This is a genomic window from Saprospiraceae bacterium (assembly GCA_016712145.1).
Taxonomy (GTDB): Bacteria; Bacteroidota; Bacteroidia; order Chitinophagales; family Saprospiraceae; genus Vicinibacter.
Window position 1 is genome coordinate 1,192,538 of record JADJRO010000001.1, and the last position, 24,587, is coordinate 1,217,124.

At 37.4% G+C, this 24,587-nt stretch carries 20 protein-coding genes and 1 pseudogene; 10 read left to right on the plus strand and 11 right to left on the minus strand.

What is annotated here, in order from left to right:
* Positions 1–35 precede the first annotated feature (35 nt).
* A complete protein-coding gene (locus IPK91_05220; GenBank protein MBK8296674.1) occupies positions 36–2,528 on the minus strand; it encodes a TonB-dependent receptor in 2,493 nt (830 codons plus the stop codon).
* A gap of 317 nt (positions 2,529–2,845) precedes the next feature.
* Positions 2,846–6,094, minus strand: coding sequence for a PD40 domain-containing protein (locus IPK91_05225; protein ID MBK8296675.1), 3,249 nt, complete (start codon positions 6,092–6,094; stop codon positions 2,846–2,848).
* Between the two features lie 418 nt (positions 6,095–6,512).
* On the opposite strand from IPK91_05225, the gene IPK91_05230 reads away from it, so the two are divergent.
* Complete coding sequence (locus IPK91_05230) at positions 6,513–8,015, plus strand: T9SS type A sorting domain-containing protein (GenBank protein ID MBK8296676.1); 1,503 nt, start codon at positions 6,513–6,515, stop codon at positions 8,013–8,015.
* Between the two features lie 105 nt (positions 8,016–8,120).
* Here the strand turns inward: IPK91_05230 and kbl are convergent, their stop codons facing one another.
* Together kbl and IPK91_05240 are read right to left on the minus strand one after the other, a co-directional pair.
* Positions 8,121–9,308 carry a glycine C-acetyltransferase gene (gene kbl / locus IPK91_05235; GenBank protein MBK8296677.1) on the minus strand — a complete coding sequence of 396 codons (1,188 nt, stop codon included), beginning with the start codon at positions 9,306–9,308 and terminating at the stop codon, positions 8,121–8,123.
* 20 nt (positions 9,309–9,328) lie between these two features.
* Complete coding sequence (locus IPK91_05240) at positions 9,329–10,276, minus strand: NAD-dependent epimerase/dehydratase family protein (protein ID MBK8296678.1); 948 nt, start codon at positions 10,274–10,276, stop codon at positions 9,329–9,331.
* 410 nt (positions 10,277–10,686) lie between these two features.
* On the opposite strand from IPK91_05240, the gene IPK91_05245 reads away from it, so the two are divergent.
* From IPK91_05245 to IPK91_05255, 3 genes are read left to right on the plus strand one after another with little or no spacing between them, the layout of a single operon-like run.
* Complete coding sequence (locus IPK91_05245) at positions 10,687–11,937, plus strand: arginine deiminase (GenBank protein ID MBK8296679.1); 1,251 nt, start codon at positions 10,687–10,689, stop codon at positions 11,935–11,937.
* Between the two features lie 11 nt (positions 11,938–11,948).
* Positions 11,949–12,365: an acyl-CoA thioesterase gene (locus tag IPK91_05250; protein MBK8296680.1), complete on the plus strand. Its 417-nt coding sequence runs from the start codon at positions 11,949–11,951 to the stop codon at positions 12,363–12,365.
* Positions 12,352–13,335 (plus strand): YihY/virulence factor BrkB family protein, encoded by a 984-nt coding sequence (locus IPK91_05255; protein MBK8296681.1) that lies wholly within the window; start codon positions 12,352–12,354, stop codon positions 13,333–13,335. The genes IPK91_05250 and IPK91_05255 overlap by 14 nt, the downstream gene beginning before the upstream one ends.
* A 183-nt stretch (positions 13,336–13,518) precedes the next feature.
* Here the strand turns inward: IPK91_05255 and IPK91_05260 are convergent, their stop codons facing one another.
* The gene (locus IPK91_05260; GenBank protein MBK8296682.1) at positions 13,519–14,190 is read right to left on the minus strand and encodes a DUF2461 domain-containing protein; all 672 of its coding nucleotides are present in this window, start codon (positions 14,188–14,190) and stop codon (positions 13,519–13,521) included.
* Positions 14,191–14,245: 55 nt separating this feature from the next.
* Between IPK91_05260 and IPK91_05265 the strand changes: the two genes are divergently transcribed.
* Together IPK91_05265 and IPK91_05270 are read left to right on the plus strand one after the other, a co-directional pair.
* On the plus strand, positions 14,246–14,839 hold the full coding sequence (locus tag IPK91_05265) for a transferase hexapeptide repeat family protein (GenBank protein ID MBK8296683.1): 594 nt from the start codon (positions 14,246–14,248) through the stop codon (positions 14,837–14,839).
* 12 nt (positions 14,840–14,851) lie between these two features.
* A pseudogene (locus tag IPK91_05270) lies at positions 14,852–15,611 on the plus strand (enoyl-CoA hydratase/isomerase family protein).
* A gap of 163 nt (positions 15,612–15,774) precedes the next feature.
* Here IPK91_05270 and IPK91_05275 read toward each other — a convergent pair.
* From IPK91_05275 to IPK91_05285, 3 genes are read right to left on the minus strand one after another with little or no spacing between them, the layout of a single operon-like run.
* Complete coding sequence (locus IPK91_05275; GenBank protein MBK8296684.1) at positions 15,775–17,118, minus strand: hypothetical protein; 1,344 nt, start codon at positions 17,116–17,118, stop codon at positions 15,775–15,777.
* Positions 17,115–17,450 carry a sigma-70 family RNA polymerase sigma factor gene (locus tag IPK91_05280; GenBank protein ID MBK8296685.1) on the minus strand — a complete coding sequence of 112 codons (336 nt, stop codon included), beginning with the start codon at positions 17,448–17,450 and terminating at the stop codon, positions 17,115–17,117. Before IPK91_05280 ends, IPK91_05275 begins: the two co-directional genes overlap by 4 nt.
* A complete protein-coding gene (locus tag IPK91_05285; GenBank protein ID MBK8296686.1) occupies positions 17,425–17,718 on the minus strand; it encodes a hypothetical protein in 294 nt (97 codons plus the stop codon). The genes IPK91_05280 and IPK91_05285 overlap by 26 nt, the downstream gene beginning before the upstream one ends.
* Positions 17,719–17,943: 225 nt before the next feature.
* Here IPK91_05285 and IPK91_05290 point away from each other — a divergent pair, with 225 nt between their 5' ends.
* The 4 genes from IPK91_05290 (at position 17,944) to IPK91_05305 (ending at position 21,287) form a co-directional block, all read left to right on the plus strand.
* On the plus strand, positions 17,944–18,555 hold the full coding sequence (locus IPK91_05290) for a hypothetical protein (GenBank protein ID MBK8296687.1): 612 nt from the start codon (positions 17,944–17,946) through the stop codon (positions 18,553–18,555).
* A 107-nt stretch (positions 18,556–18,662) separates the two neighbouring features.
* Positions 18,663–19,316 (plus strand): c-type cytochrome, encoded by a 654-nt coding sequence (locus IPK91_05295; protein MBK8296688.1) that lies wholly within the window; start codon positions 18,663–18,665, stop codon positions 19,314–19,316.
* Positions 19,317–19,541: 225 nt separating this feature from the next.
* Positions 19,542–20,429: a hypothetical protein gene (locus IPK91_05300; protein ID MBK8296689.1), complete on the plus strand. Its 888-nt coding sequence runs from the start codon at positions 19,542–19,544 to the stop codon at positions 20,427–20,429.
* Positions 20,430–20,489: 60 nt separating this feature from the next.
* Positions 20,490–21,287: a T9SS type A sorting domain-containing protein gene (locus IPK91_05305; GenBank protein ID MBK8296690.1), complete on the plus strand. Its 798-nt coding sequence runs from the start codon at positions 20,490–20,492 to the stop codon at positions 21,285–21,287.
* A gap of 8 nt (positions 21,288–21,295) precedes the next feature.
* Here the strand turns inward: IPK91_05305 and IPK91_05310 are convergent, their stop codons facing one another.
* From IPK91_05310 to IPK91_05320, 3 genes are all read right to left on the minus strand, one after another.
* Positions 21,296–22,807: a hypothetical protein gene (locus IPK91_05310; GenBank protein MBK8296691.1), complete on the minus strand. Its 1,512-nt coding sequence runs from the start codon at positions 22,805–22,807 to the stop codon at positions 21,296–21,298.
* Between the two features lie 61 nt (positions 22,808–22,868).
* Positions 22,869–23,678, minus strand: a complete 810-nt coding sequence (locus tag IPK91_05315; GenBank protein MBK8296692.1) for a DUF3808 domain-containing protein — start codon at positions 23,676–23,678, stop codon at positions 22,869–22,871.
* 4 nt (positions 23,679–23,682) lie between these two features.
* The gene (locus IPK91_05320; GenBank protein ID MBK8296693.1) at positions 23,683–24,246 is read right to left on the minus strand and encodes a sigma-70 family RNA polymerase sigma factor; all 564 of its coding nucleotides are present in this window, start codon (positions 24,244–24,246) and stop codon (positions 23,683–23,685) included.
* Positions 24,247–24,587: the final 341 nt, after the last annotated feature.

The window sequence follows — 24,587 nt, forward strand, 5'->3', positions numbered from 1 at the left end:
TTTGTTGGAATTTAAACGAATAATTTGGCTTGGGCCTAGCGCCCCCCACCACCGCCTCCACCTTCTTCTCCTTGTTTAAGGTCGTCGTTTAGGTTGCCTTTGCGCTTTTTCTGGTTGCCCCCAAACTCCATTTTTCCAAAACGGTAGTCGAGGCTTAAACGGATACCCCAGGCTTCAAACTTATTGTCAGATACATAACTGAAAGATTCAGATTTGAATTCTGATTTTAAATTGGTCTTCGGGGTAAATGGATTATCTACTCCCAGGGTAAGTCCTCCCATTTTCTTCCACAGGTCTTTGCGCAGTCCGATACTATACACATACCAACTTGCTTGCTTGCCTTGAGTGGTAAGCTTTGGTGAATTGATAAAGCCGAAAAAACTGATTCCCAGTGTTGGCGTAATGTTGACATTTGCAAATCCATTAAAGCTGTAACTGAATGCATCGTTTCTAAGTCCATCAAATTGTTCGCTTTCAATTTTTTGATAATACAAATTGGCCGTTGCATTCAAAATGATTTTACCCAATTTCATAATCCCTCCGTTGATACTGACTCCGGAAGAATAATTCGTTGCCAGATTGTTGTAAGTTGAATTGGTTCGACCTAAACTATCTACAAACCGATAATTATCTATTAAATCATTGGTGATCTTATGGTACACCGAAATGGTAGCATTTTTTACATCTTTGGTAAAGGAATAATTTAGTTCAAAGGATTCTGTAAGTTCTGGCTTTAATTCAGGATTTCCATAGGAAATGTTGGTTGGATCATTGTAATTGACATAGGGATTTAAAAAAAACATACTCGGTCGCTGGATTCTTCTGGAATATGAAAATTTCAAAGTGGACTTGTCTTTCAAGGTATAGGCCAATAAGCCGGAAGGGATCCAGGATGCATAATTGTTTTCAAAATCATTGTCATCTGCTTCCGTGATTCCTTTTATAAATGTATGTTCATAGCGCAAACCCAATCGGCCTCTTAAATTGGATCGGATTGGAAACGTCACCTGCGAATAGGCTGCGCCTACATTTTGATCGTAATCAAATACATTGTTCCTGCTCTGATCGCGTAAATACACATTGCTTGCTAAGTCCAAGGTGTCATAATAGATATCACTAAACACATTTCTTAAAATGCTTTTTCCACCGAGCTCCAGATTAATTTTTTTACGAATCGGATGTAAATAATCGGCTGCAAAGGTGAGTTCTTTATTGTTACCCAAATTCGGACTGGTTTCCCGGTAGGTGCGAATATTTTGTTCATCCAGTTGGTCTGTTTCATAATCGCTTTTGCGATTGCTGTATGAATATTGTGCTGACAAACCAAACTCGCGTTCTGTCTCCTTTCCATACGTACGCTTGTAATCGAGGTTTATATCAGTACCAATATTCCTGTTTAACGCATCGCTGACCCTCCTGAATGCAAATGGCAAGCTGCCCAGGGTATCCCCCTGATAGGTTGTCAAATCATTGTCATTGTGAAATAAATTTATAGGAAAGCGTGTCGTGAGATTGAAACTGTTTTTAGAATTCAAATCCCAGTCTGCTCCAATTTGTCCGTATAAACCACCACCATAATTTTTTGAATGGCCCGTTTGTAAAAAATACGGATCGTCGTTGATTAATAAATTTTCACGTTCAACGTGTTGGTCTCCTTTTCCCCGCCAGAAAAATCCTCCGACATTGGCATTGTATCCTATTTCACCTGCACGAACCGTGAGGTTGGTTCCTAAACTGCTGCTCTTGGTTCCAGCAATGGTGTAAATTGAACCGCTGGTGCCCTGTATTTTCTTGGTTTTAGTTACAATGTTTACAATGCCTCCAGTTCCTTCTGCATCATATTTTGCGCCGGGCTGTGTAATCACTTCAACTTTTTCAATGATGTCGGCAGGAATCATTTTCAATGCATCAGCTACACTGCTAGACATGATCGTAGATGGTTTTCCATTGATCAATACGCGGATATTACTGCTTCCGCGCATGGAGAGATTTCCTTCCAGATCGACCGTTAATAAGGGCGTGCGCCTTAATACATCCGCAGCAGTACCCCCTTTTGAGGTCACATCTTTCTCCGCATTATAAACCAGGCGGTCAATTTTATTTTCAATCAGATCTTTGGTGCCTGTTACAGTAACTTCATCCAAATTAGTAACAGTAGGAGCCAGGTAAATTTTTCCTAAATTATATTCAAGAACGTCCTTATTGATTTTAAAAGGACCCATGATTTTGGTTTGGTATCCCAAATACGTTGCAATGACATTGTATTTAGCATTTTTTAATTCTTTGATTTTAAATTTACCGTCATCGTCGGTGAGTCCGCCATCCACATCCTTTTTTTCCAATGCTTCCTGGATTACAATGTTTGCAAAGGCAAGGGGTTTTTTACTGATACTATCGAGAAGTTCTCCTTGAATTTTTCCTTCCGGAGGAGGCCCACTCGGTGGACGCATTAATTGACTATTTCCTGTCTGAATTACAAAAATCAGAATTGAACAAAAAGAATAAAATTTTAGTGAAAATGAGTTCATAAGCATTTAAAATTTGAGAGCGAATCCAACAAGGAAACCAGTAATAATGAGAATTAGTTTCAAGCGAATGCAACATTTGCATGTTATTAGATATTGAATGCTAAAACGACGACCAACACAACTGATTTAAAGACAAAATTTGCGAGAAATCTGCGTTTGAGATTCTTTCAAATTTGCTCGAACCCCAAACACCTTGAAAGGGGTTTTTTGATCTTAGTAATCAAAACCCCCTACCTTGAGGGCGGGGGGTTTTGAATTGTTGAATCTTTCAAATTTGACAATCTCCAAATTCCATAAAAGGGATTTGGCGTTCGTACTTATTTCTTTGGATATGCTGGAGGTGCTGGCTCCAGATACGATTTACCTTTCATTTGTTCTTTAATCAATTCGATGGCTTTATCTAACTGTTGATCTTCTCCAATAAATGCTTTGTAAGGATCATTTTCCACTACAATATCCGGATCCACTCCATGGCCTTCTATTTCCCATTGGGTGCCTTCCACATTGTATCTCGAAAATTCCGGACGATTTAGAAATCCACCATCGACGATGGGCAAACTTCCACGGATTCCAACAACACCTCCCCAACTTCTCTTTCCAATAATAGTCCCTAATTTATGTTTTCTGAAACGATACGCGAAGATGTCTCCATCGCTTGCAGAATACTCATCAATCAATGCAATTTTTGGACCGATGATTTGTTCGGCTGGTTCGAAACTTGGCTTGCCATTTCGGCTGACCGTTACTTGCACGGGTTCTCTTCGTAAACGTTCGATGATATGTGGAGATACATTACCGCCACCATTTCCACGATCATCTACAATTAATGCTTCTCTATTTAATTGTGCGTAATAGTATTTTACAAATTCATTCAATCCTTCTGATCCCATATTGGGTATGTGCAAATAGCCTACTCTACCATTGGTAGCTGCAGTAACTTTGGCAATATTTTTTTGGACCCAGCTGTAATAATATAATTTTTGTTCGTCTGCAACCGGAATTACAGTGACTTCGCGAGAACCGGTTTCAGTTGCTTTCGAATTGACTTTCAATCGAACTTGTTTGCCAGCGGTACCAACCAATAATTGATAAAAATCTGCAACATCCTTGGTTGAATTTCCATCGACCGCAAGTATAAAATCACCTTCTTTCACATTTACACCAATTTCAGTTAATGGCGAACGATTGTTTTTATCCCAATTCTCCCCTTTCAGAATTTTATTAATTTTAATGTAACCAGACGCGTCCTTGATTACTTCAGCTCCCAATAAACCCATGGGAATGCGATCTGCTTTTGGATAATCACCTCCACCCACATAAGAGTGCCCGAGATTTAATTCACCAATTAATTCGCCGATGATATAGGTCAGATCGGTACGGTTGTTTACATAAGGCAATAACTGAGCGTAGTTGGTCTTTAATTTTTTCCAATCAACTCCATGAAGGTTTGGATCATAAACAAAATCTCGCATTTGCCTCCAGCATTCATTATAAATCTGATTCCACTCCGCGCTGCGGTCTACCCACAATTTCATGTCTTCCAGATTTAGAGGAGATTCAAGATTTGGTTTAGCTGCAGGAATATCGATGATATAGAAATTCCGATTGGCGGCAACCATAACTTTTTTACCATCTGCTGCAAATGAATACCCATTGATATCCGTTCCCAATTCGGTTTCTTTTTGAGAATTTAAATCATAAACAAACCATTTCATTTTATCTCGTTGGGAAGCACGGAAATAAAAGAGTTTATCATTTCCTGTTTCCAATCCAAAATAATTTCCAGGGCTTCCCGGAATTTCTATGACGCGTTCTGTGATGCCGTCAAAATCTATTTTATTAGCATTTGCATCTTTTTTAGCTGTATCTGATTTGCTTGATTTGGCATCTTCTTTTTTACTGGTTGAATCTTTAACCATGACTTCATCCGATTTGGGTTCGAATGGATTTTTTAAATCTTTGCGAAGTGGAATGCAATAGATTTTTGCCAAATCAAAATAGGCGTAATTCCATTCCACATTATTGTAACTTGGATTGAAGCTACGTTCTGATACAAAGTATAAGTATTTTCCATCCGGACTAAAAACCGGTCCATACGATTGAAACCAATTTTCTGTGACTGCATAATTCTTTTTCTCAGCCATAGAATAAATATGAATGGTTGAATTATTTTTTCCTTCCGGATTGGTGTAGCAAACGAATTTGCTGTCGGGAGACCAATTGTAATCACGGATTTCAAAATAATCGTTGGCTTGAATTTGAATAACATCTTTACTCGTTACATCTACACTGTACAAACGTTGTTTGCGATCACTGTACAAAATCATTTTGCTGTCAGGTGACCATCGAATGCCGTATTTATAATTGTCTCCATTTTTTGTAAGTTGAACAGCAGGCAATGTACCATCAGCTTGTAACAGGTAAATTTCATCCTCACCGGATGCATCGCTGATGTATGCAATGTATTTTCCATTAGGAGACCAGGCTGCATCGCGATCGTGTGCACCGGAAGATTTGGTCATGTTGCGCACGGCACCATTTTTTGCAGGTACTGTAAATACATCCCCGCGAGCACAGAATACAGCCCGATTTCCATCCGGACCGATATCCCAATTTTCGATGTAATCTTTTGCATTGACGTATTTAGTTCTTCCGGATGCAAAATCTTCCTGCAAGCTGATGCTTATTTTTTCATATTTATCTGTACTTGCATTTAATTTATAAATGTAGCCTCCATTTTCAAAAACGATCCAGTTGCCATTGGATGATGGAAATTTGCAATCAAAGTCTTTAAAGTCTGTTATTTTTTTTGTTTGCTTGGTATTGATATCATAGCAAAATAAATTCATTCGTGCATCGCGATCTGAGAGGTAATAAATTTTAGAGCCCACCCACATCGGGATAATATCCTGAGCATTGTTGTCTGATATTTTTGTGCTTTGTTTGGTTTGAAAATCAAAAATGCGAATGTCGTCTGCCTGACCTCCACGGTACCGTTTCCAGGTGCGAAATTCACGAAATACATAGTTGTAAGCCATTTTTGATTTATCGGCATTGTACGAACAAAATCCGCCGTGATCCATAGGCAGTTGTTCGGAAAGTCCGCCTTTGATATTGCATAGATACAATTGACCTTTCCAGTCATTAAAATCTCTCCAGCGACCTCTATACACAATGGATTCATTGTCTTTCCAGGTCATGCACAAATTGTTGGGCCCCATTCGATCAGATACATCATCCCGGTTAAGGGTGGCTGTATAAGTCAAACGTTTAGGTTCTCCCCCATTAGCGGGCATGATATAAATTTCAGAATTGCCATCATATTGGCCGGTAAAAGCGATGTGCTTACCATCCGGAGCATAGCGTGCAAAAATTTCCTGACCTGGGTGATTGGTCAATTTCCGAGCGGTTCCGCCATTGGCAGAAACGGTGTACAAATCGCCTGCATAACTAAAGGCAACTTGATCATTAAAAATTGTTGGAAAGCGCAACAGGCGGCTTTCCTGCGCCGAAAGCAAACAATAAATTGCTAAAAATGAGCAGGTTAAATAACGTTTTAAATTCATGTTTTTCAATTATGAGGGCGAATGTACGAATGTTTTCGTATAGATGGGTGATTAGGCTATTAGACTTTTAGGATGTTATTAATTTGGCTAGAGTGCTAGAGGCTAAAGGCTAGAGGCTAGAGGCTAAAGGCTAGAGGCTAAAGGCTAGAGGCTAAAGGCTAGAGGCTAGAGGCTAGAGGCTAAAGGCTAAAAGCTAGAGGCTAAAGGCTAAAGGCTAGAGGCGAGGCTAGAGGCTAAAGGCTAGAGGCTAGAGGCTAAAGGCCAGAGGCTAGAGGCTAAAGGCTAGAGGCTAGAGGCTAGAGGCTAGAGGCTAAAGGCTAAAGGCTAAAGGCTAGAGGCTAGAGGCTAGAGGCTAAAGGCTAGAGGCTAGAATTTACAAATTGAACATTCAAACGTTACTTAATAAATACGGTTTGTTATGAAAAAAATTTACTGGATTTTCTTGCTTGGTTGTTTTACGTTTCGGTTGGTTGCTCAAAGTTCGCACCCTTGCCTTACAACGCCAGAAATGCAAATACAAATTAAGAAACGCATGCTGGAAAATCGCAAGGTGTGGCAAAATAACGTTGCAAGCACAGCCTCTACGCCGGTTTATATTCCTGTTCGATTTTGGCTGACTGCCAATTCAGATGGAACGGATCGTTATGTTAAATATCTTGAATTATTTCAGTTTTTTTGTACAACCAATGCATGCATCGGCAATGAATCCATTCAATTTTTTATCAAAGAAATTAATGAAAATTTAAACAACAGTTTAGTTCACAAAGATCCACTCGGTCAGGGACTGTGGGCTATCATTGATTCAACAAAATTACGACACGATGCCATCAATATTTTTTTAACAGATTTTATTCATCCAACAGCTGGAGCAATCTTCTCATTTAATCATGATTTCATTTTATTGGATGATCATTATGTGCAAAAAGAATCAGGTATCTTATGTCATGAGTTAGGTCATTATTTTAGTTTGCCCCATACCAGTGGGGATTGGTTAGACTATCAATGCAACATTCCTACTTTGGATCAACGAAAGGGAATGTTATTTCCGGAATATGTAACACGCACGAAAGTTGATAGTAATGGAATTCAAATTTGCAATTATGCAGGAGATGGATTTTGTGATACAGAGGCTGATTATGGAGAAGCCATGAATCCTAGCACTCCATGTAACTATACTGGTTGTGCAAAAGATCCTGATTTATTTAACTTAAATCCTGATTTAAGCAATCCGATGACGATTGGGTCTTATATCACCTGTTTTGATAGTTTTAGTACCCACCAAAAACAAGCCATTCTATTTGATTTTTTAAGTCCACACAGAGATTATATAAAAACAATTTATACTCCTAAAGGGGAAGCCATTGAGCCCAAATATCTTGCTCCATTAGATAAACATCAATTTGCAGGAAATGACAGTTTAAAGTTTGATTGGGAAGATGCTCCTAATGCAACTGACTACATTTTGGAAATAGCACATAACAGAGGTTTCAACCTAAACTTATTTCAATTCAAAACTACTCAAAGTGAGTTTTTGGTCACGAATTTACTTCCAAAAAAAGTGTTTTACTGGCGAGTCCTGGCATACAATTCAAATTCATATTGTCTTAACGATCCACAAATTTCAATATTTACCACAGGAGCACTCACCACAGAAAATAAAGAAGCATTCAATAAAAAAACAAATTATACAGTTCACAAAATTCCTAATTCAAATCAACTTCGCATCCAATTTACTTCTGAATGGAATCATCCAATACTGTTTTCATTATTTGATTTGAATGGTACATTGGTATATAAAAAAACAATTGTTGATCGGGTGATTGAATTAGATCAGAGCTCGTTAATTCCAGGAATGTACCTATTTAAATATACAACACCTGAACACATAGAGGTCTTTTCAAAATTGTTAATAAATTTTTGATTGACAAATTGGTGTGCAGTAAAAAAAGTTCCATCCTTCCCCAACACTGGGTTTCAACCAAGTGTTAGGGAAGGATGGGATTGAATATTCATTCTTACATCTAAATTAAATTACCTGTAATTGCTTACCAATTTTTGTAAAGGCTGCTACACATTTTTCTAAATGATCCGGTGTATGTCCGGCAGAAATTTGAACGCGGATTCGTGCTTTTCCTTGAGGTACCACAGGATAGAAAAATCCTACCACATAAATCCCTTCTTTCAAGAGTTCTGCTGCCATTTTTTGTGCAAGGGGCGCGTCGTACAACATGACTGGAACAATGGGATGTTCACCTGGAAGGATGTTGAAAGCTGCCTGCGTCATGGCATTTCTAAAATACTTTGTATTGGTTTCAAGTCTATCGCGCAAAGAAGTCGTTGAGGAAAGTAAATCCAATACTTTAATGGAGGCTCCGACGATAGAAGGTGCAAGCGTATTGGAAAATAAATAGGGTCTGGATCGTTGTCTCAACATGTCAACAATTTCTTTTCGGGCAGCTGTAAATCCTCCGGAAGCGCCGCCCAGCGCTTTGCCATAGGTACCGGTAATGATATCAATCCGATCCATAACATTTCGGTATTCATGAGTCCCACGTCCGGTTTTACCCATAAATCCACTGGCATGGCATTCATCGATCATCACCATGGCTTGATATCGATCTGCCAGATCACAAATCTTATCCAATTGAGCAATGGTGCCATCCATAGAAAAAACACCATCTGTTACAATTAATTTTCTTCTGGCTCCTGAAGCGGCTTGCAATTGCATTTCCAGGTCATTCATATCGTTGTTTTTGTAACGATAGCGTTGCGCTTTGCATAAACGAATGCCATCGATGATCGAAGCATGGTTTAATTCGTCTGAAATGATTGCATCCTGTTCAACAAGTATGGGTTCAAAAATGCCTCCATTGGCATCAAAGGCAGCGGCATATAAAATGCAATCTTCCATTCCTAAAAATGCTGCAGTCTTTTTCTCTAATTCTTTATGTTGATCCTGAGTACCGCAAATAAATCGTACGGATGACATTCCATATCCATAATGATCAATAGCATCTTTTGCTGCCTGGATCACATCCGGATGAGAGGACAATCCTAAATAATTGTTAGCACAAAAATTCAGGACTTCCCCACCCTCCTTGGTCTGTATAACAGCACCTTGCGGGGATGTGATCGTACGTTCTTTTTTATAAAGGCCGGCTGATTCTATTGCCTGCAATTCATCTGCTAATTGCTTTCTGATATCTCCAAACATATTGTTTAATTTAAAACAATTTAGGTGTTTAATTTAATTCTCAAATGCTCAAGCATATCCGCTGTTAATGAAGCTAAATCATAGGAAGGCTTCCAATTCCAATCCCGACGCGCCACCGAATCATCAATGCTTTCTGACCAGGATGCTGCAATGGCTTGTCTAAAATCTGGTTTATAGGATATTTCAAATTCCGGAATGTGCTTTTTAATTTCTGCTGCCAATTCAGCCGGTGTAAAACTCATGCTGGCTAAATTGTAAGACGTTCGTATGTGAATCAATTCTTTCGGTGCGTCCATCAATTCCAAAGTAGCACGAATGCAATCATCCATGTGAATCATTGGCAAGCGGGTGTCTGCTTCTAAAAAACATGTGTATTTCTTTTCTTTCAAAGCAGAATGAAATATTTCAACTGCATAATCCGTAGTACCCCCACCTGGATCTGATTGCCAACTGATGACTCCCGGATACCGGAGAGAACGAACATCCAAGCCATAACGGTTATAGAAATAATTACACCAATGCTCGCCTGCAATTTTACTAATACCATAAACGGTTGCAGGTATAAAACTTGCTTCCTGAGGGGTCATTTGTTTTGGCGTTGAATGCCCATAGATTGCAATCGTACTTGGGTAAAATAGTTTTGATATTTTCTGATCTACCGAAACCGTTAACACATTCATCAATCCATCCATATTGATCTTCCAGGTGTTCTGAGGATCTTGCTCTCCTCTTGCTGAAAGAATTGCTGCTAAGTGGTAGATCTGTGTAATCTGGTATTTTGAAACAACTGCTTCCAATCCAGGTTTATCTAAAACATTTAAAATTTCATGTGGCCCGAAAGGCAGTTTAGATGCCTGAAGGTCCGAACTGATTACCGAATCATTGCCAAATTTGGATCGAAGCGAATGAGTCAATACGGTTCCAATTTGACCATTGGCACCGAGGATTAAAATGCGTTCTGAGGACATAATTTTTAAATCAGGTCGAAAGATAAGGAATATACGAATTGGGAGAGGTTAGTGGGTGAATGGGAAGGTTCTTGGATCAATTAAGAATTAAGAATTATGGGAGCGAAGCGTACATCCCGCGTACTCGCGGGAAGAATTATGTGAGCGTGGCGGAAATCCCGCGTAACCGCGGGAAGAATTAGGGGAGCTTAGTGGACATCCTGCGGATTCAGGGGATGATTTATCTATTGTGAATTTTTAAAGCTTCTCTTTCATCCTGATCCCAGTGTTTTGCTAATACTAAAGCTATTTTATTGGTTATCTGTTATTTTAATATTAAATTTATTTATAATGTATTCATAATATGGTGAAATTTCTCAGTGGAAAGTGCTTCGGACTGAATTCGTTACCTTTGCAGTTCAATTTATTTTATGCGCCCGGCAGTTTATGTAGATTCCGAAATTAAGCCTTTAAAGAAATTAATTATCCATAATCCGGATGAGGGCATAGACCGAATCAGTCCTCGTCGTGCCGGCGAATTGCTTTTTGATGATATTGTCCATTTGCCCACTATGCAAAACGAGCACAGGGTCTATCAGAATGTATTGCGTCGTTTTATAGGGAGTGAGCATGTGCTTGAAACCCAAACGCTGATAAAAGAATCCCTGGATGCAGATTCAAAAGTCAAAGAAGAAGTTTTAAATCTTGTCAAGGATTTTGAGGAATTGCCCTCAGATACCTATAAATTATTGTTGGATCTGGATCATGAATTGTTATCGGAAGTTTTGATTTCAGGATATTATAAGAAAGAAGAACAAATCGTTTTTGATCCGGTTCCCAATTTTATTTTTACCAGAGACATTGCAACGACGGTAAACGATCACGTAGTGATTACAAAGGCATCCAAATACGTGCGCTATCGTGAAAATTTACTGACGCGGTTTATTTTTCATGCTCATCCATTTTTTAGTTATTTGGCAAAAGCAAATAAACTTATCAATCTAAACGTCGTTGATGAATTTCCACCTTCCAAAAAAGGAGAACCCATTTCCATTGAAGGCGGGGATTTAATGATGATCCATAAAGATTATTTATTAATTGGAAGCAGTGAACGTACTACAGACCATGCATTGCAATCTTTAAAGCGTGTATTGTTTGAAAAAAATATTGTTAAAAATGTTGTAGAAATTGATGTGCCAAAAGAGCGCTCCTTTATGCACATAGATACCATTTTTACCCAGATCAATCAAAAACATTTTGTAGGCTATAAACCCATTGTAAAAGATGGCTTGGGTTCCTATGTAACCATCCACCGAAATGATGGCAGCATGGTGGAATACCCTTCTGTCCTTGATTTTTTACATGCTGAATTGGATCCAGACATTCAATTTATATGGAGTGGAAATGGAGAATCGCCTTATCAGGAACGCGAACAATGGACAGATGGCTGCAATTTATTGACATTGAGACCGGGTGTAGCACTTACATATGACCGGAATCCTAAAACGGAAATTGCATTTAAGAATGCGGGCTATCAAGTCATTCATGCTACTGATTTTTTAAGGATGAACACGGATCCGGCCAGCATTGAAAACACCATCATCACCTTACCTTCTAGCGAACTATCAAGAGCTCGTGGAGGTCCTCATTGTATGTCGTGTCCTGTATTACGGGAATTGTAATTTAAGCATTCATGTTTACGCATCAATTTCAATTCAGGGTTCGATATGCAGAGACCGATCAGATGGGCTATGTATATTATGGCAATTATATGCAGTATTATGAAATAGGGCGCGTAGAGGCCCTTCGAAGTCTAGGAATTTCATATGCGGATCTGGAGAGTCTCCACGGTATTTTTATGCCGGTTGTTTCAGTTTCTATCCGTTATTTACGTCCGGCTTATTATGATAATTTGTTGACCATTGAAACCTCAATTCAGAAATTACCGGAGAACAGCATTCATTTTGATACCAACATTTTCAACGAAGAAAAAGAACGCATCAATTCCGCTCAGATCATTTTATGTTTTTTAAAATCAGAAAGTAAAGAAAGAATATCCACCCCTCAATTTATTTTAGATAAACTGTATCCTTATTTTGAAAAAAAGTAAACTGAGTATCGCTGAACGGATTTCCCAACTTCCTATAACCGGTCTAATCCTTGATTGGACGAAAACGCATTCATTTCCCGGATTTCGGGGCGTTCCTATCTTTCAGGTTTTTACTTTCCTGATTCAGGAAGCTCGCAGAAATGATTTAAACACGCGGGCAAGTGCAATGACCTACCATTTCTTTCTGGCCCTTTTTCCATCTTTGATTTTCTTTTTTACATTGACTGCCTATTTGCCAGGGAATCTTGATTTTTATAAATATCTAGAACATTCTATTTTATCTATACTTCCATCTGGTGCGAAAGAATATGTTGTAACTGATATGATTAACAGCATTCGTCCGCAGGCTCGAAGTGGTCTGTTGTCTATTGGTTTCATTTTAGCAATTTGGTTTGGTTCGGAAGGCATCCTTTCTTTGATGCGAGGTTTTGATAAAACATACAAATCCAGTTTTAGAAAACGCAATTGGTTGGAACGCCAACTGACGGCCATTGCAATTACTTTTGGTTTTGGAATCTTGATGATTTTTTCAGTTCTTGTTATCATCTTTGGAGAAAAAATACTGCTGCAGTTTTTAAATTATTTTAAAATGAATGCGTTTACTAAAATCAGCATTACCAGTTTAAAATACCTGGTTACCCTGATTTTATTTTATTCTGTAATCGCCATTGTTTATCGTTATGGTCCCTCTATCAAAAAACCAATTAAAGGCATCTCCCCGGGTGCTATGTTTGCAACAATAGCCTCTATTATTACCTCAATTTTATTTGGAATCTTTGTAGATCGATTTAGTTCGTATCACAAAATCTACGGGGCAATCAGTGCATTAATTATAACTTTAATTTGGATGCGTTTAAACACACTTATCCTCATATTGGGCTTTGAATTGAATGCAGCCATCATCGTAAATCGTGATTTAATGCTGCAAAAAAATTTAAACCAACGAATTGCAAGCACTGAAGAAATCTAAAGCAGACGCTGTTTTTTTTAAAAAATCCTATAGCATGCTAACATTCCACCAAACGCTATCAATACGCCTTTTCTAACTTAATCAAACTAATTAATTTAGCTCCGGTAAAAAAATCTGTTAGCTTTTAATTTATTAGATTTAAAACGCCTAATTGAAATTTAAAGAATATCTGGGTTTAAAAAATCAAGCCTGGATCGCTTGCTCAAAGAATTGGTTCACTGCTTTGGCATCTTTATAACAATTGATGAGTTCTTTAATTAATTTATCAGATGTTATCCAGGCTTTCTCCAATTTACAACTGCAATAAAAATGCTTGTTGTATATCAATGCCTGTTTAGAAGCCGCCTCTTTAAGATCCGCCGGTATCAATTTGTTCTTTTCTCCCTGGATCGATCCATATCGTTTGATGAATGGCTTTTGTTGTAGTAATTTATTAAACTCGTTGAGATGATCTGCAATAAAATAACGGATATTTGTCAATTGTTCTTTTGTTGGTTCGTAAACTCCCGTATAAATTTGAATCCCATCTTGCCTTAGTTCAAGATACATACCGGGTGTGCTGTGGTCCTTTCTGCCGTGTTTTGAAATCAACGCTGCCATATATTCTTTGTAAGGAGTTTTATCTTTGCTAAATCGAATGTCTTTATAAATTCTAAATACAGCTTCCTTAGATGTAATCTGAATTTTAGGATCCATTTCACGCAACTGATTGATCAGTTCTTCAATGAACGCATGAAAAGGTTTTTCAACAAACTCTTTAAATTGCTCTTTATGTTCGTTAAACCATTCCCGGTTATTATTTTTAGTTAAATCCTTTAAAAAGTCGGTACATTTTTTTGTGAAATAGCTGCTCATTCGTTTTTTTTGATAAAAATACACGATGTAAGCTAAATTTGCAAATACTTCCAATATGATCTATTCCTATAAAGAGTTTATTCCTGTTGTACATCCAAGTGCTTATGTGCATCCACAAGCTGCTGTTACCGGATGTGTTTGTATTGGCAAAGAAGTTTACATCGGACCTTTTGCAGCAATTCGTGGAGATTTTGGTGAAATCATTATTGAAGATGGTTGCAATGTTCAAGAAAGTTGTACGATCCATATGTTTCCCGGTGTACAAACCCTTCTTAAAAAAAATGCACACATTGGCCACGGTGCCATTATACACGGTGCCACGATTGGTGAAAATTGTCTCATTGGAATGCATGCAGTCATTATGGACGATGTTGAATTGGGAGAAGGATGCATCGTTGGTGCCTTGTGTTTTATTAAAGAAGGAACCAAAATTCCAGCTAGAAGTTTGGTGGTTGGTAATCCTGCTAAAATCATCAAACAGGTATCAGATGATATGTTGGCTTGGAAAACAAAAGGCACTGAACTGTATCAGGATTTAGCACGCAATGCCCGTCAGGATATAAAACCATGCGAACCTTTACTGGAAAAACCGGAACATTATAAAACACCGGAAGGAGATTTTAGCTCCTGGAATAAAACAAAACAATAAAATTGAATGCACATGGAAGCTTTTGTAAGCAGTACGATAGAAAATCGATTGGCAACGATCCTTTTTTTTTCATCCAGCGCAAAATTCATTACCGGGTACAATTTTAGCACAATTGGCCCAGCGTGTCCAGGAATGTGGAATCAATCCTGCTGTGGATCTGGTGCTCATACGCAGTGAAGGAGATAAAAGTTTTTGTGCAGGAGCAAGTTTTGATGAGTTGGCAGCTATCGAAGACTTCAAGACCGGTCAACAATTTTTCTCAGGTTTTGCAAATGTTATTTTGGCAATCCGAAATTGTCCGGTTCCAGTTTTGGGACGTATCCATGGCAAGGCCATAGGCGGAGGTGTTGGACTTGCTGCTGCAATGGATTATGCATTGGCCAGTCAGTATGCAAGCATTCGACTCAGTGAATTAGCTGTAGGAATTGGACCGTTTGTTATTGGACCGGTGGTCGAGCGAAAAATGGGATTGGCTGCTTTTCAAAAAATGGCATTGAGTCCGTCTGAATGGCAAACAGCTCAGTGGGCAAAAGATAAAGGTCTCTATACTGAAGTATTTGAATCAGTCGAACAATTGGACAATTATTTAGAACAATTTATTAAAACCTTATTGAATTACAATCCAGAAGCATTGCGTCAGCTCAAAAAAATCTTTTGGGAAGATTGTCCGTCATGGGATCAAAAACTATTAGACCGTGCAGCTATCAGTGGTCAATTGGTATTATCTGATTTTAGTAAAAATGCAATTGCTGCATTTAAAAATAAAAGTTAGCTTTTACTAAAAATATCTTAGGACCTGTCTACATCCTAAATTTAAGTGTTCAATAAAATTATGTGAATACACTTTGCAATGTACATCATCGTCTAAATTACTTTAGTATATGAGTTGCTTAAAAAAATAAGCAAGTTTGTATGCGGCAGCTATCAAGATTCAATTAAATCTTATAAAACACGGCTAATTGAATGCCTGGTTCGTATTTGTTAATAAATGATTGATTGCTGTTGTTTTTCTGAAGGTTTACTCCCAACTGACAATTCAATTTATTAAAACTTCTTTGAATGCCGGTTCCTAAATTAAATTGATTAATTAATGTAGCCCTATTGGATGCCTGATCAAAATCATTCTCAGACATTTCTTGTTGGGTTACGTATGAAAGGTAATCAAAATCCATGCGCACCCGACTGGAAAGCGTCAATTGGATTCCACCTGAAAAATAGGCTGCATACTTTGAGCTAAACGGTAGATAATATTTCAATTGAAGTGGCAACAACCATTCATTTGCATTGATTCTTATATTTCTAATATTCTCTGAACGGCTATGACGTGGTTTAATTAATTCAGAAAATTCATCTGCAGTGGTTTCGGAAAAAGAATACGTATCGCTGTAGGATTGTTCAAAATACGCTTGGCGCATCAAGCCAGTACTAAATGAAATGTACTTTTTAGTCTTCAACTCAAAAGCAATGCCTTGATTAAAATGCTTTTCTGTAAGAAGAGCTAATGCTCCTACTGAATATTTAAAGCTGTGAACTGCTTTAATAAACTTAGCATTCAGTTTTGGTTTAAACTCATTTTCTAAAGGATTTAATTCCAAATTATCTAAAAACACCACTTCGCTTACTTGTTGAATTTCGTTTTCAGAAGTAGCTGTTTTTTCAATGTCTCCAGTACCCATAATAACCGCTTCACCTGTGAAATTAGTTTGGGACAATGCTTCAGATTTGTTTGAGAAGCTTTCATTGGATGAGATTCCTGAAGCTGTTTGTGATGATTTATTATTCGAATTTGTGGTATTTCTTAAATTATTTAAATCTACATTTTGATTTTGGCTAAATTGAGTGGATTGATTGCGTTTTAATTTTTTATCAACCGTCTGATTTTGTTGAGAAGATGCATCCCACATTTTACCTGATACAGAAGAAGTTTGTTTATTGGTCTCTGTTAATTTTCCAACGGCGGATGCTTCTTGGATCTCTTGTACATTTTGTTGTTCCAATGAGGAAGGCTTTGTCTCTGTCAGAATCGGAGAAACTACCGGTTCTTGAATCTTTAAAAACCCTTTCAGCATTTGGAATGCATTCATTTGATAGGCCACTCCTATTGAAAACAACAGCAATAATAAAAGCAACAGGTATTTTCGATTTGAAGACTTAGCTTCCGCTTGAGTTGACTGGGACTGGTATTTTGCATAAAAGCGATTCCAGTCTTTTTCTTCAAATACCGGATGGAGTTCATCTAGTTTTTGATTCAGGCGATGGTCAAATTCTTCTGGTTTCATATTTCTGATGGTAAGCTTAATTTTAATTCAGGAATTCCTGAATTTTTTGAATATTCATTTTGTAACATGTCCTGTAATTTCATTCGCGCTTTAGCCAGATTGGATTTGGAAGTACCTTCAGTAATATTTAGTAACTCTCCAATTTCTTTATGGCTATAGCCATCAACAACAAACAACATAAAAACAGAACGATAGGATGGACTTAATTTTTGAATTACGGCCATAATTTCATTTACGGACATATTGCTGATGGTATGATCTTCAATACTCAATTCATAAAAATCATCTATGGATTGAGATTGAATTTTACAGTGGATTGTCTGTAAAATCAATTGCCGTATTTACCACAACCGTTCGCAACCAAAATTTAAATGGCCTGGAAAAATCATACTTATCAAGATTTTTGAACATCTTAATAAATGAATCGTCCATGACTTCTTCACAATCTTCCAATCGGGATGTGTAACGCAGGCAAATACTCTTAACATATGGGAAAAAGTGCTCATAAAGGCGTCTTTGACCCAGGGGATGTTGCGCAATACTTAACTGAATCCATTCATCCAAATCAGGCGGATTGATATGTAACTCTTCGTTGGCCAAATCGGTCCGTATTGAATCCTATTAATTAATCCTACGAAATTACGAAGAAATAGGTTGCCTGGTTGGGTGTAAAATTGAAATTAAATAAATTATTATGGATCGATTAAACCCTATACATACTTTTCTATCCAACTCTTCGTAATGTAATTCAGAACACATTTTGAGATTATTGAAACACAGTTACCTATACTAATTTTTATTTTTTAATTTAAACATTTATCCACCATGAAAAAAATTATGGGATTAATGGCACTTTGTGCCATAGGGCTGGCTTCATGCCAAAAAGATTCGGACCCTACGGATCTAAGCAGTTTCGATCAAGCCTTAACAGGTATTGAGGTTACCGATTTAAACACCGGAGAAACCACAAATGCCTATGAATTAGGTCAACGCCATCGTCCGGACCGGGACAGTTCATGCCGTAAGCTTCGAATTGATTCATTATTGCCTGCTATCACAGACTATATTGCTGCAAATTATCCTGGAGCAAGCATTAAACGGGCAGGCACTGGAAGAGACGGCAAATTTGTTGTTATCATTCAATTAGCTGATAACAGCTTAAAAATGTTATTATTTGATGCTGGAGGGAATTTTGTAACGGAATTAAGCCCGAAAATGCATCGCAAACATGGCCCCGGTAAGCATTTAACTGCCGTGGATATCACAACTTTATTAGCAGATATTACAAGTTACATTGACACAAATTACGCAGGGGCTCTCATCGAACGGGCAGGTGTAACGGCTGATGGTAAGTTTGTAATTGCCCTTACATTCAATGGAAAGCGAAAATTGCTCTTATTTGATGAAAATGGCGTTTTTGTAAAAGAATTAAAATAAGCCCTTGGTTCAGCTACTGAAATACCTCCTTCGGGAGGTATTTTTGTTGGTTTAACAAGCAATTTATCGATGTTTCTGGCCCCTCCTTATATTTGCAAGCTTAAATTATGCATTTTCAGTTTATGAATAAATTTATTCCATTCCTATCTGTAATTGTTTTTTTGTCATCTTGTACAAATGAATATATCTCAGATGGTAGAGAAGTTTGTTTCGAGCAAGAAGTTTTGCCATTGATCGTATCGACCTGCGCCCGTGAAGGATGTCATAATCCAGCAACTTATGAAAAAGGCTATGACCTGACCCAATACAACGATATCTTACGAATGGTTGAACCCGGTTCGTATCGCAAAAGTGAATTGTACAAAGTGATCACCAGTCCTTTTAGTCCAATGCCTCCAAAACCCTATGACAGGTTGAGCAAAGAACAAATTACCACGATTTCGCTTTGGATAGAACAAGGAGCACAGAATGCAATTTGTATGGTGGAAGCATGTGATACAAGTTTTGTAAGCTATAGCAGTGTAGTTAAACCAATTTTAGATCTTTATTGTAATGGTTGTCATGCAGGACCAAGACCTCAGGGTGGTGTTGATTACAATAATTTCAATGGTGTCAGAACAACGGTTGAAGACGGATCTTTAATTAGTTCAATAATCCGCGATGGCAACACCGTCAATATGCCAAAAAATGGGAATAAACTTCCGGATTGTAAAATTCAACAAATTAAAAAGTGGGTCCAGGATGGCGCGAAGAATAATTAATAATTACGAATTACAAATTACGAATTACGAATTATGGGAGCGAAGCGTACATCCCGCGTACTCGCGGGACGAATTGCAATAACAAAACATGGGCGCAGCTTACATCCAAATTAGTTGCTGAACAAATTATAAATTAGCAGTAATTTAAAATGTGTTTTTTATATCGATTCTTTAAATAGTGCTTAGACCTGAAAATTAAAAATTTAAAACGTCAACCGTTTCTTTATGCAAAAATTAGTACTTGCCTTTTTTATATTGTTATTTAATATTTCCAACTTATGCTCTCAAGATTTATTGGATGCTTTGGGAAATACTGATCCAGAAAATATTAAAGTTACCAATGCATTTAAATCTCCAAGAGTCATCAACAGCCACAGTATGGAGATGCTTGGTGCCGGTGTGTTGGATTTTAGAATTTTACACCGCTTTGGTCCAGTGAATCAAGGATATCAGGAATTTTTTGGATTGGATCAGGCAAGCATGCGCATGGGATTTGATTATGGTATCACTAAAAACATGACTGTTGGAATTGGACGCAGTACCTTTAAAAAAGAGTTGGATGGTTTTTTACGCTACCGGATATTCTGGCAATCTACAGGCGCAAAATCATTTCCATTGAGTGTCATTTGGACTTCCGGAATTATACGCAACGGTTTAAAAAACCCATTAGTAGATCCTGAATTAAAAGTTACGTTTGCAAGAAGACTTTCTTATTATCATCAAGTAGTCATTGGAAGAAAAATAAATGACCGTATTTCGGTTCAGCTAAGTCCGACCCTTGTTCATGACAACATTGTTGACAACCAATTAATTCCAAATAATCTTTATGCCCTTGGCGCTGGTGCACGTTGTAAAATCACGAAACGCATGGCCGTTGTAATTGACTATTCCCTGCCATTTAATAGTTTCCCAATAGATTATTCTAACAATCCTTTATCAATTGGTGTGGACATAGAAACGGGTGGCCACGTATTTCAACTGCATTTTTCAAATGCAACCGGAATGAATGAACGCGCTTACATCAATGAAGAAAATGGTTCCTGGTTGGATGGAGATATCCAATTCGGATTTAACTTATCCCGGGTGTTTCAATTAAAGAAGAATAAAATTTAAAAGCAACCAGAACTAGACATTCTGCGTATTGCTATAGAATTACTCAAGTTAATGCATTCAATGAAACGTACGACATCCATAAGCCTGATAGCTTGTGTTGCAGTTTTCGAACTGTTTGTAAGCTCATTACCTGAACCAAGAAATCCACCTCTAGGAAATACGGGAGCTCCAGGTGAAACCTCCTGTATGCCTTCCGGATGTCATTCAGGAGGATCCTTTACAGGTGTTGTATCTATTGGTGGCATTCCGGATACGGTATTAGCAGACCAGGTTTACAATCTTACACTTACCAACAGTGCCGATGCCATCCGATCCGGATTCCAGCTTACTTCTTTAGATATCAACAATAAATTTACCGGTACACTCACAGGAAATGCTGAAGTAAATGTGTCCAAAGACAATACAACCGGCAGAACGTATGCACGCCAAGCCTTAGCAAAAAATTTTAATAGCGGTCAGGTTAACTGGACTTTTAAATGGAAAGCACCTGCGAGTGTTACTGATAATAAGCTTACTTTTTATTTTACCGGCATGCTTGCAAATGGCGATGGAGATAAAAGCAAGGACAATACGGTTAAAAGTTTAAAAACGGTTACTTTTCAAATTCCAACTTCGACACAGGATGTAGTGAATCCATTTGAACAATTTAAAGCAGTTCAATTGGCAAACACGCTGGTTATTTTAGGACTTGAAAATCCATCAAACTATACGTATGAATTGACTGCATTGAATGGACAGCAAATCCAATCCGGAAAATTAGAATCCTCCATCTCATTGCAAACACTTATTGAAGGCGTTTATCTGTTTCATGTCCATTCCGGATCACATCAGCATTCAAGTCGTTTGTACCTTCGTTAAGTATTTTCTTAACCTCCAAAGGAATTATAATACACGACCTCTTTGACTCGATTGGATTCATTGTTTACCAGAAGAATCAGCTTGTTGTCTTTATAGTTGCAGATTGAATTTGATTTTGCTCTTACTATAGCGTTTCCAACATTTAATTTAACTGATTTATTGTAGAAACTTCCTTTCTCAACTCGTTGCAGTACAAATTGAACCTGTTTGTTTTTTGAATAAACATAGATCGTGGATTCTGGCAGGGACTTAATAGAAACTTCATATTGATCAATCAACTTGATTTGATTGCCTATATAAGTTTGTCTGTGAAGCTTTACTCCATCCACCAATCTTTTAGAATTGATTAACTGAGGATCTAACTTTGAGACTTGTATGGAACAGAACTTTTGTAATTGCAAATCTTTATTACACCTGGCTTGCCTGACCAACATACTATCCGCAGAAAATCGGATAATTTTATCTAAAAGTGCCATGCCTTCCGTGCTTTGATTCGATTTTAAATAAGCCAAGGCTAAAACAGCCCTTCCCTGATTGAACTCAAATCCTGAAATTAATCCCATCAGTTTGCGCTTTGCCAATTCCGTTTCTTTAAATTTGGTAATTACTTCTTTACTATTGCCTATTAAATCTAGAACACACATAAGATTGAGCTCTGCTGTAAAATAGTTGTAGTTGAGTCGTAAAGCCTTGTTAAAATACATTTGTGCTTTTATCAGATAATCCAATCGCTTCGCTGCAACAGCAGCATCTTGCGCTCCCCTTGCAGTATTAAGTTTACTCAAACGGCTTGTTGGATCAATTACAATTGGATAAATAAAGTTTGTTTCTTTGTCCTGTAATTCCAATGCTTCTAACAAATAAGAAATTCCAATATTATTGTAAATTTCATAACTCTGGTAGAAGGTTTCCAAGTATAGAAATGAATTTCGTGCCAATTGATATTCTTCTGCTGCAATTAAATACGATGCATTTTCAAATAGCTGTATCATTAATTTAACCTGATCGCTAAGCTCATAAGAAGTTTTCATTCGATCATTCAATGAAGGATATCCCTTTAACTTCTGTTCCAAACCATAACTTGAATAAATTTTTGTCAGTAAATCCGGAAGTATGGCAGATGCATTGAAATCTGCAAGCCAACAGGAAAACAGGCCTTGCACATCTGCCATTCGCTCGTCCTCATCAGGAGTTGTATGCTCATGAGATCTGGCTAAAAAATTGGTTTTGTAATTTTTGGTTTTGCTTTGAATTGAGCTGCAGTGCATCAACTCATGCCCCAAAACAAACGCAAGTGCATTCATCGAATCCGTACCAAACTCATAACACAATTGAAGCAACTTTCGCTCCAGAATAATGACATTTTCACCGGCTAAATATTGGGCTACTGCAAACTCTTTATCCGATATCCGGATTCCCGGCTTAATGAAAATCAGATTCCCATTGGCCTGATACAACTTATCCAGCACACGTTTGGCTGTTTCGATTTTCAATTCATTTCCATGAATACTCGGAATCATGAAAAAAATGTTCATTAGAATAACAAAGGTTCTGAAGTACATATACTTTTAATTAAAAAAATTACTGGTTCATTTCAATATATGCTTTGGCAACTGGATGCAATCTGTTATTGGGATGATCCAATACCATCTTAAAATATTTAATAGCCAATTGTTTTGACTGTTTACCATCAAACAATACTAGACATTGTCCTAAATGCAATTGGGCATAATCCTTTAGTTCAAAATCATTGAGGTGAACGATCATTTTATAATTTTCAATGGCCTTATCATAATTTTGATCGCTCATTTCAATTTCTCCCATTTTAAATATTGCCAGGGCATCATCAGGGTAAAGCTTTAAATACGAATTGAATAATACTTTTGCTTCTTTGATTTTACCAAGTTCAAACAATTCAAGCGCAGCCTGCAAACTATCTAAACGACTTTCATCCATTTTGGCGAAGCCCGGAGCATGTAATTGTTCCATATAGGCATTCACATCACGAATTTCCATCTTTTGGATCTCAGCAAAAGATTCCTGACTCAAATCTCCTTTATTTAGGTAGAAGTAAATCCCGGTTGACAATAACAAAAGCACCGCAGCGGCGGCCGCTAGTTGAAGACTAAAATACTTTTTCATTTTTTTTAGGGTTATATGTGTAAAAAAATAGTTTTTCTCTTTATTTATGATTCCACGAATTTGTCGCCTCATCTTGTTTTCTTCAGCATACTGAATTCCTGCAACCATTTGTTTAAATAATTTATATGATTGAGAAAATTCCTCATCCACTAAAAGTCTCTCCTCAAATGCAGCCTTCTGATTTTCATCCAAGGTGCCGGACAGGTACTGATCAAACAAATCCAATTGATTAATTTCTGATTTCATCATGTGATTATAATTTAACTAAATTCTGGAATTCTTCATGTTGAAGTAGTTTTTTCCGAAGTTCATTCATACACCGACTCTTCTTAACTTTTACAAAATCTTGAGAATAGCCTAATACACCTGCGATTTCATTCATTGATTTCCGTTCGAAATAAAACAATTTCAACATATCTCTACATTCTTCTTTAAGAAAGGTCATTGTACGCTCTACAATTGCATACTGAGCCTCCTGGTTATCACTCTGCTCAAAATAATTATTCGGATCCATGTGATTGTCTAATAAATCAGAATCTTCATAAATTCCACGCCGACTTCTGAGTTTATACAACCACATCTTTGTAACAACAGCATACAAATAACTGGCTACTTTCACATTAAGCTCAAATGTTTGCTCCCGTAACTTTCTTACCAAAACGATCAAAGCTTCCTGAAAAACATCTTCTGCGTCTTCACGCGTACCACTGTTGTTGGTGATGTAATGCAAGGTACTTGCAAAGTGTTCGCGAAATAAAAAACTGAATGCCCTGTCTTGTCCATCGCGTAGTTCCTGAATAAGTTGTTCTTCTTTCATGCTTTTAAATTCATTTAAACTGTTAACGAATATTTGTATTGAAATGATTCCACAAAATCAATAAAACTGCTCAAAATGGTTCTTTAGTAGTATTTTAAAAAGCAAAAGAAGCATTTAGAATTTTGACGCTGTAATCAGATTTTCAATTCCGTACCAATCCGGAAACAGCCCACAAATTATAGCATAATATACTTAATTTGAATACAATACAAATAGTCTTTACCATTAATGTATTTAACTGCTTCCTTATTAAAAGTATGTACAAATAACTATTTGATTTCAAATTATCTCTATTCCAGGTGAATCCCAAAACTACATTTTCAGGATGGCCTTTTATACAG

Bases quoted from the DNA above. Each gene is read 5' to 3' on its own strand.
- IPK91_05220 (MBK8296674.1), bottom strand. From the start codon at position 2,528: ATGAACTCATTTTCACTAAAATTTTATTCTTTTTGTTCAATTCTGATT.
- IPK91_05225 (MBK8296675.1), bottom strand. From the start codon at position 6,094: ATGAATTTAAAACGTTATTTAACCTGCTCATTTTTAGCAATTTATTGT.
- IPK91_05230 (MBK8296676.1), top strand. From the start codon at position 6,513: ATGAAAAAAATTTACTGGATTTTCTTGCTTGGTTGTTTTACGTTTCGG.
- kbl (MBK8296677.1), bottom strand. From the start codon at position 9,308: ATGTTTGGAGATATCAGAAAGCAATTAGCAGATGAATTGCAGGCAATA.
- IPK91_05240 (MBK8296678.1), bottom strand. From the start codon at position 10,276: ATGTCCTCAGAACGCATTTTAATCCTCGGTGCCAATGGTCAAATTGGA.
- IPK91_05245 (MBK8296679.1), top strand. From the start codon at position 10,687: ATGCGCCCGGCAGTTTATGTAGATTCCGAAATTAAGCCTTTAAAGAAA.
- IPK91_05250 (MBK8296680.1), top strand. From the start codon at position 11,949: ATGTTTACGCATCAATTTCAATTCAGGGTTCGATATGCAGAGACCGAT.
- IPK91_05260 (MBK8296682.1), bottom strand. From the start codon at position 14,190: ATGAGCAGCTATTTCACAAAAAAATGTACCGACTTTTTAAAGGATTTA.
- IPK91_05265 (MBK8296683.1), top strand. From the start codon at position 14,246: ATGATCTATTCCTATAAAGAGTTTATTCCTGTTGTACATCCAAGTGCT.
- IPK91_05275 (MBK8296684.1), bottom strand. From the start codon at position 17,118: ATGAAACCAGAAGAATTTGACCATCGCCTGAATCAAAAACTAGATGAA.
- IPK91_05290 (MBK8296687.1), top strand. From the start codon at position 17,944: ATGAAAAAAATTATGGGATTAATGGCACTTTGTGCCATAGGGCTGGCT.
- IPK91_05295 (MBK8296688.1), top strand. From the start codon at position 18,663: ATGCATTTTCAGTTTATGAATAAATTTATTCCATTCCTATCTGTAATT.
- IPK91_05300 (MBK8296689.1), top strand. From the start codon at position 19,542: ATGCAAAAATTAGTACTTGCCTTTTTTATATTGTTATTTAATATTTCC.
- IPK91_05305 (MBK8296690.1), top strand. From the start codon at position 20,490: ATGAAACGTACGACATCCATAAGCCTGATAGCTTGTGTTGCAGTTTTC.
- IPK91_05310 (MBK8296691.1), bottom strand. From the start codon at position 22,807: ATGATTCCGAGTATTCATGGAAATGAATTGAAAATCGAAACAGCCAAA.
- IPK91_05315 (MBK8296692.1), bottom strand. From the start codon at position 23,678: ATGATGAAATCAGAAATTAATCAATTGGATTTGTTTGATCAGTACCTG.
- IPK91_05320 (MBK8296693.1), bottom strand. From the start codon at position 24,246: ATGAAAGAAGAACAACTTATTCAGGAACTACGCGATGGACAAGACAGG.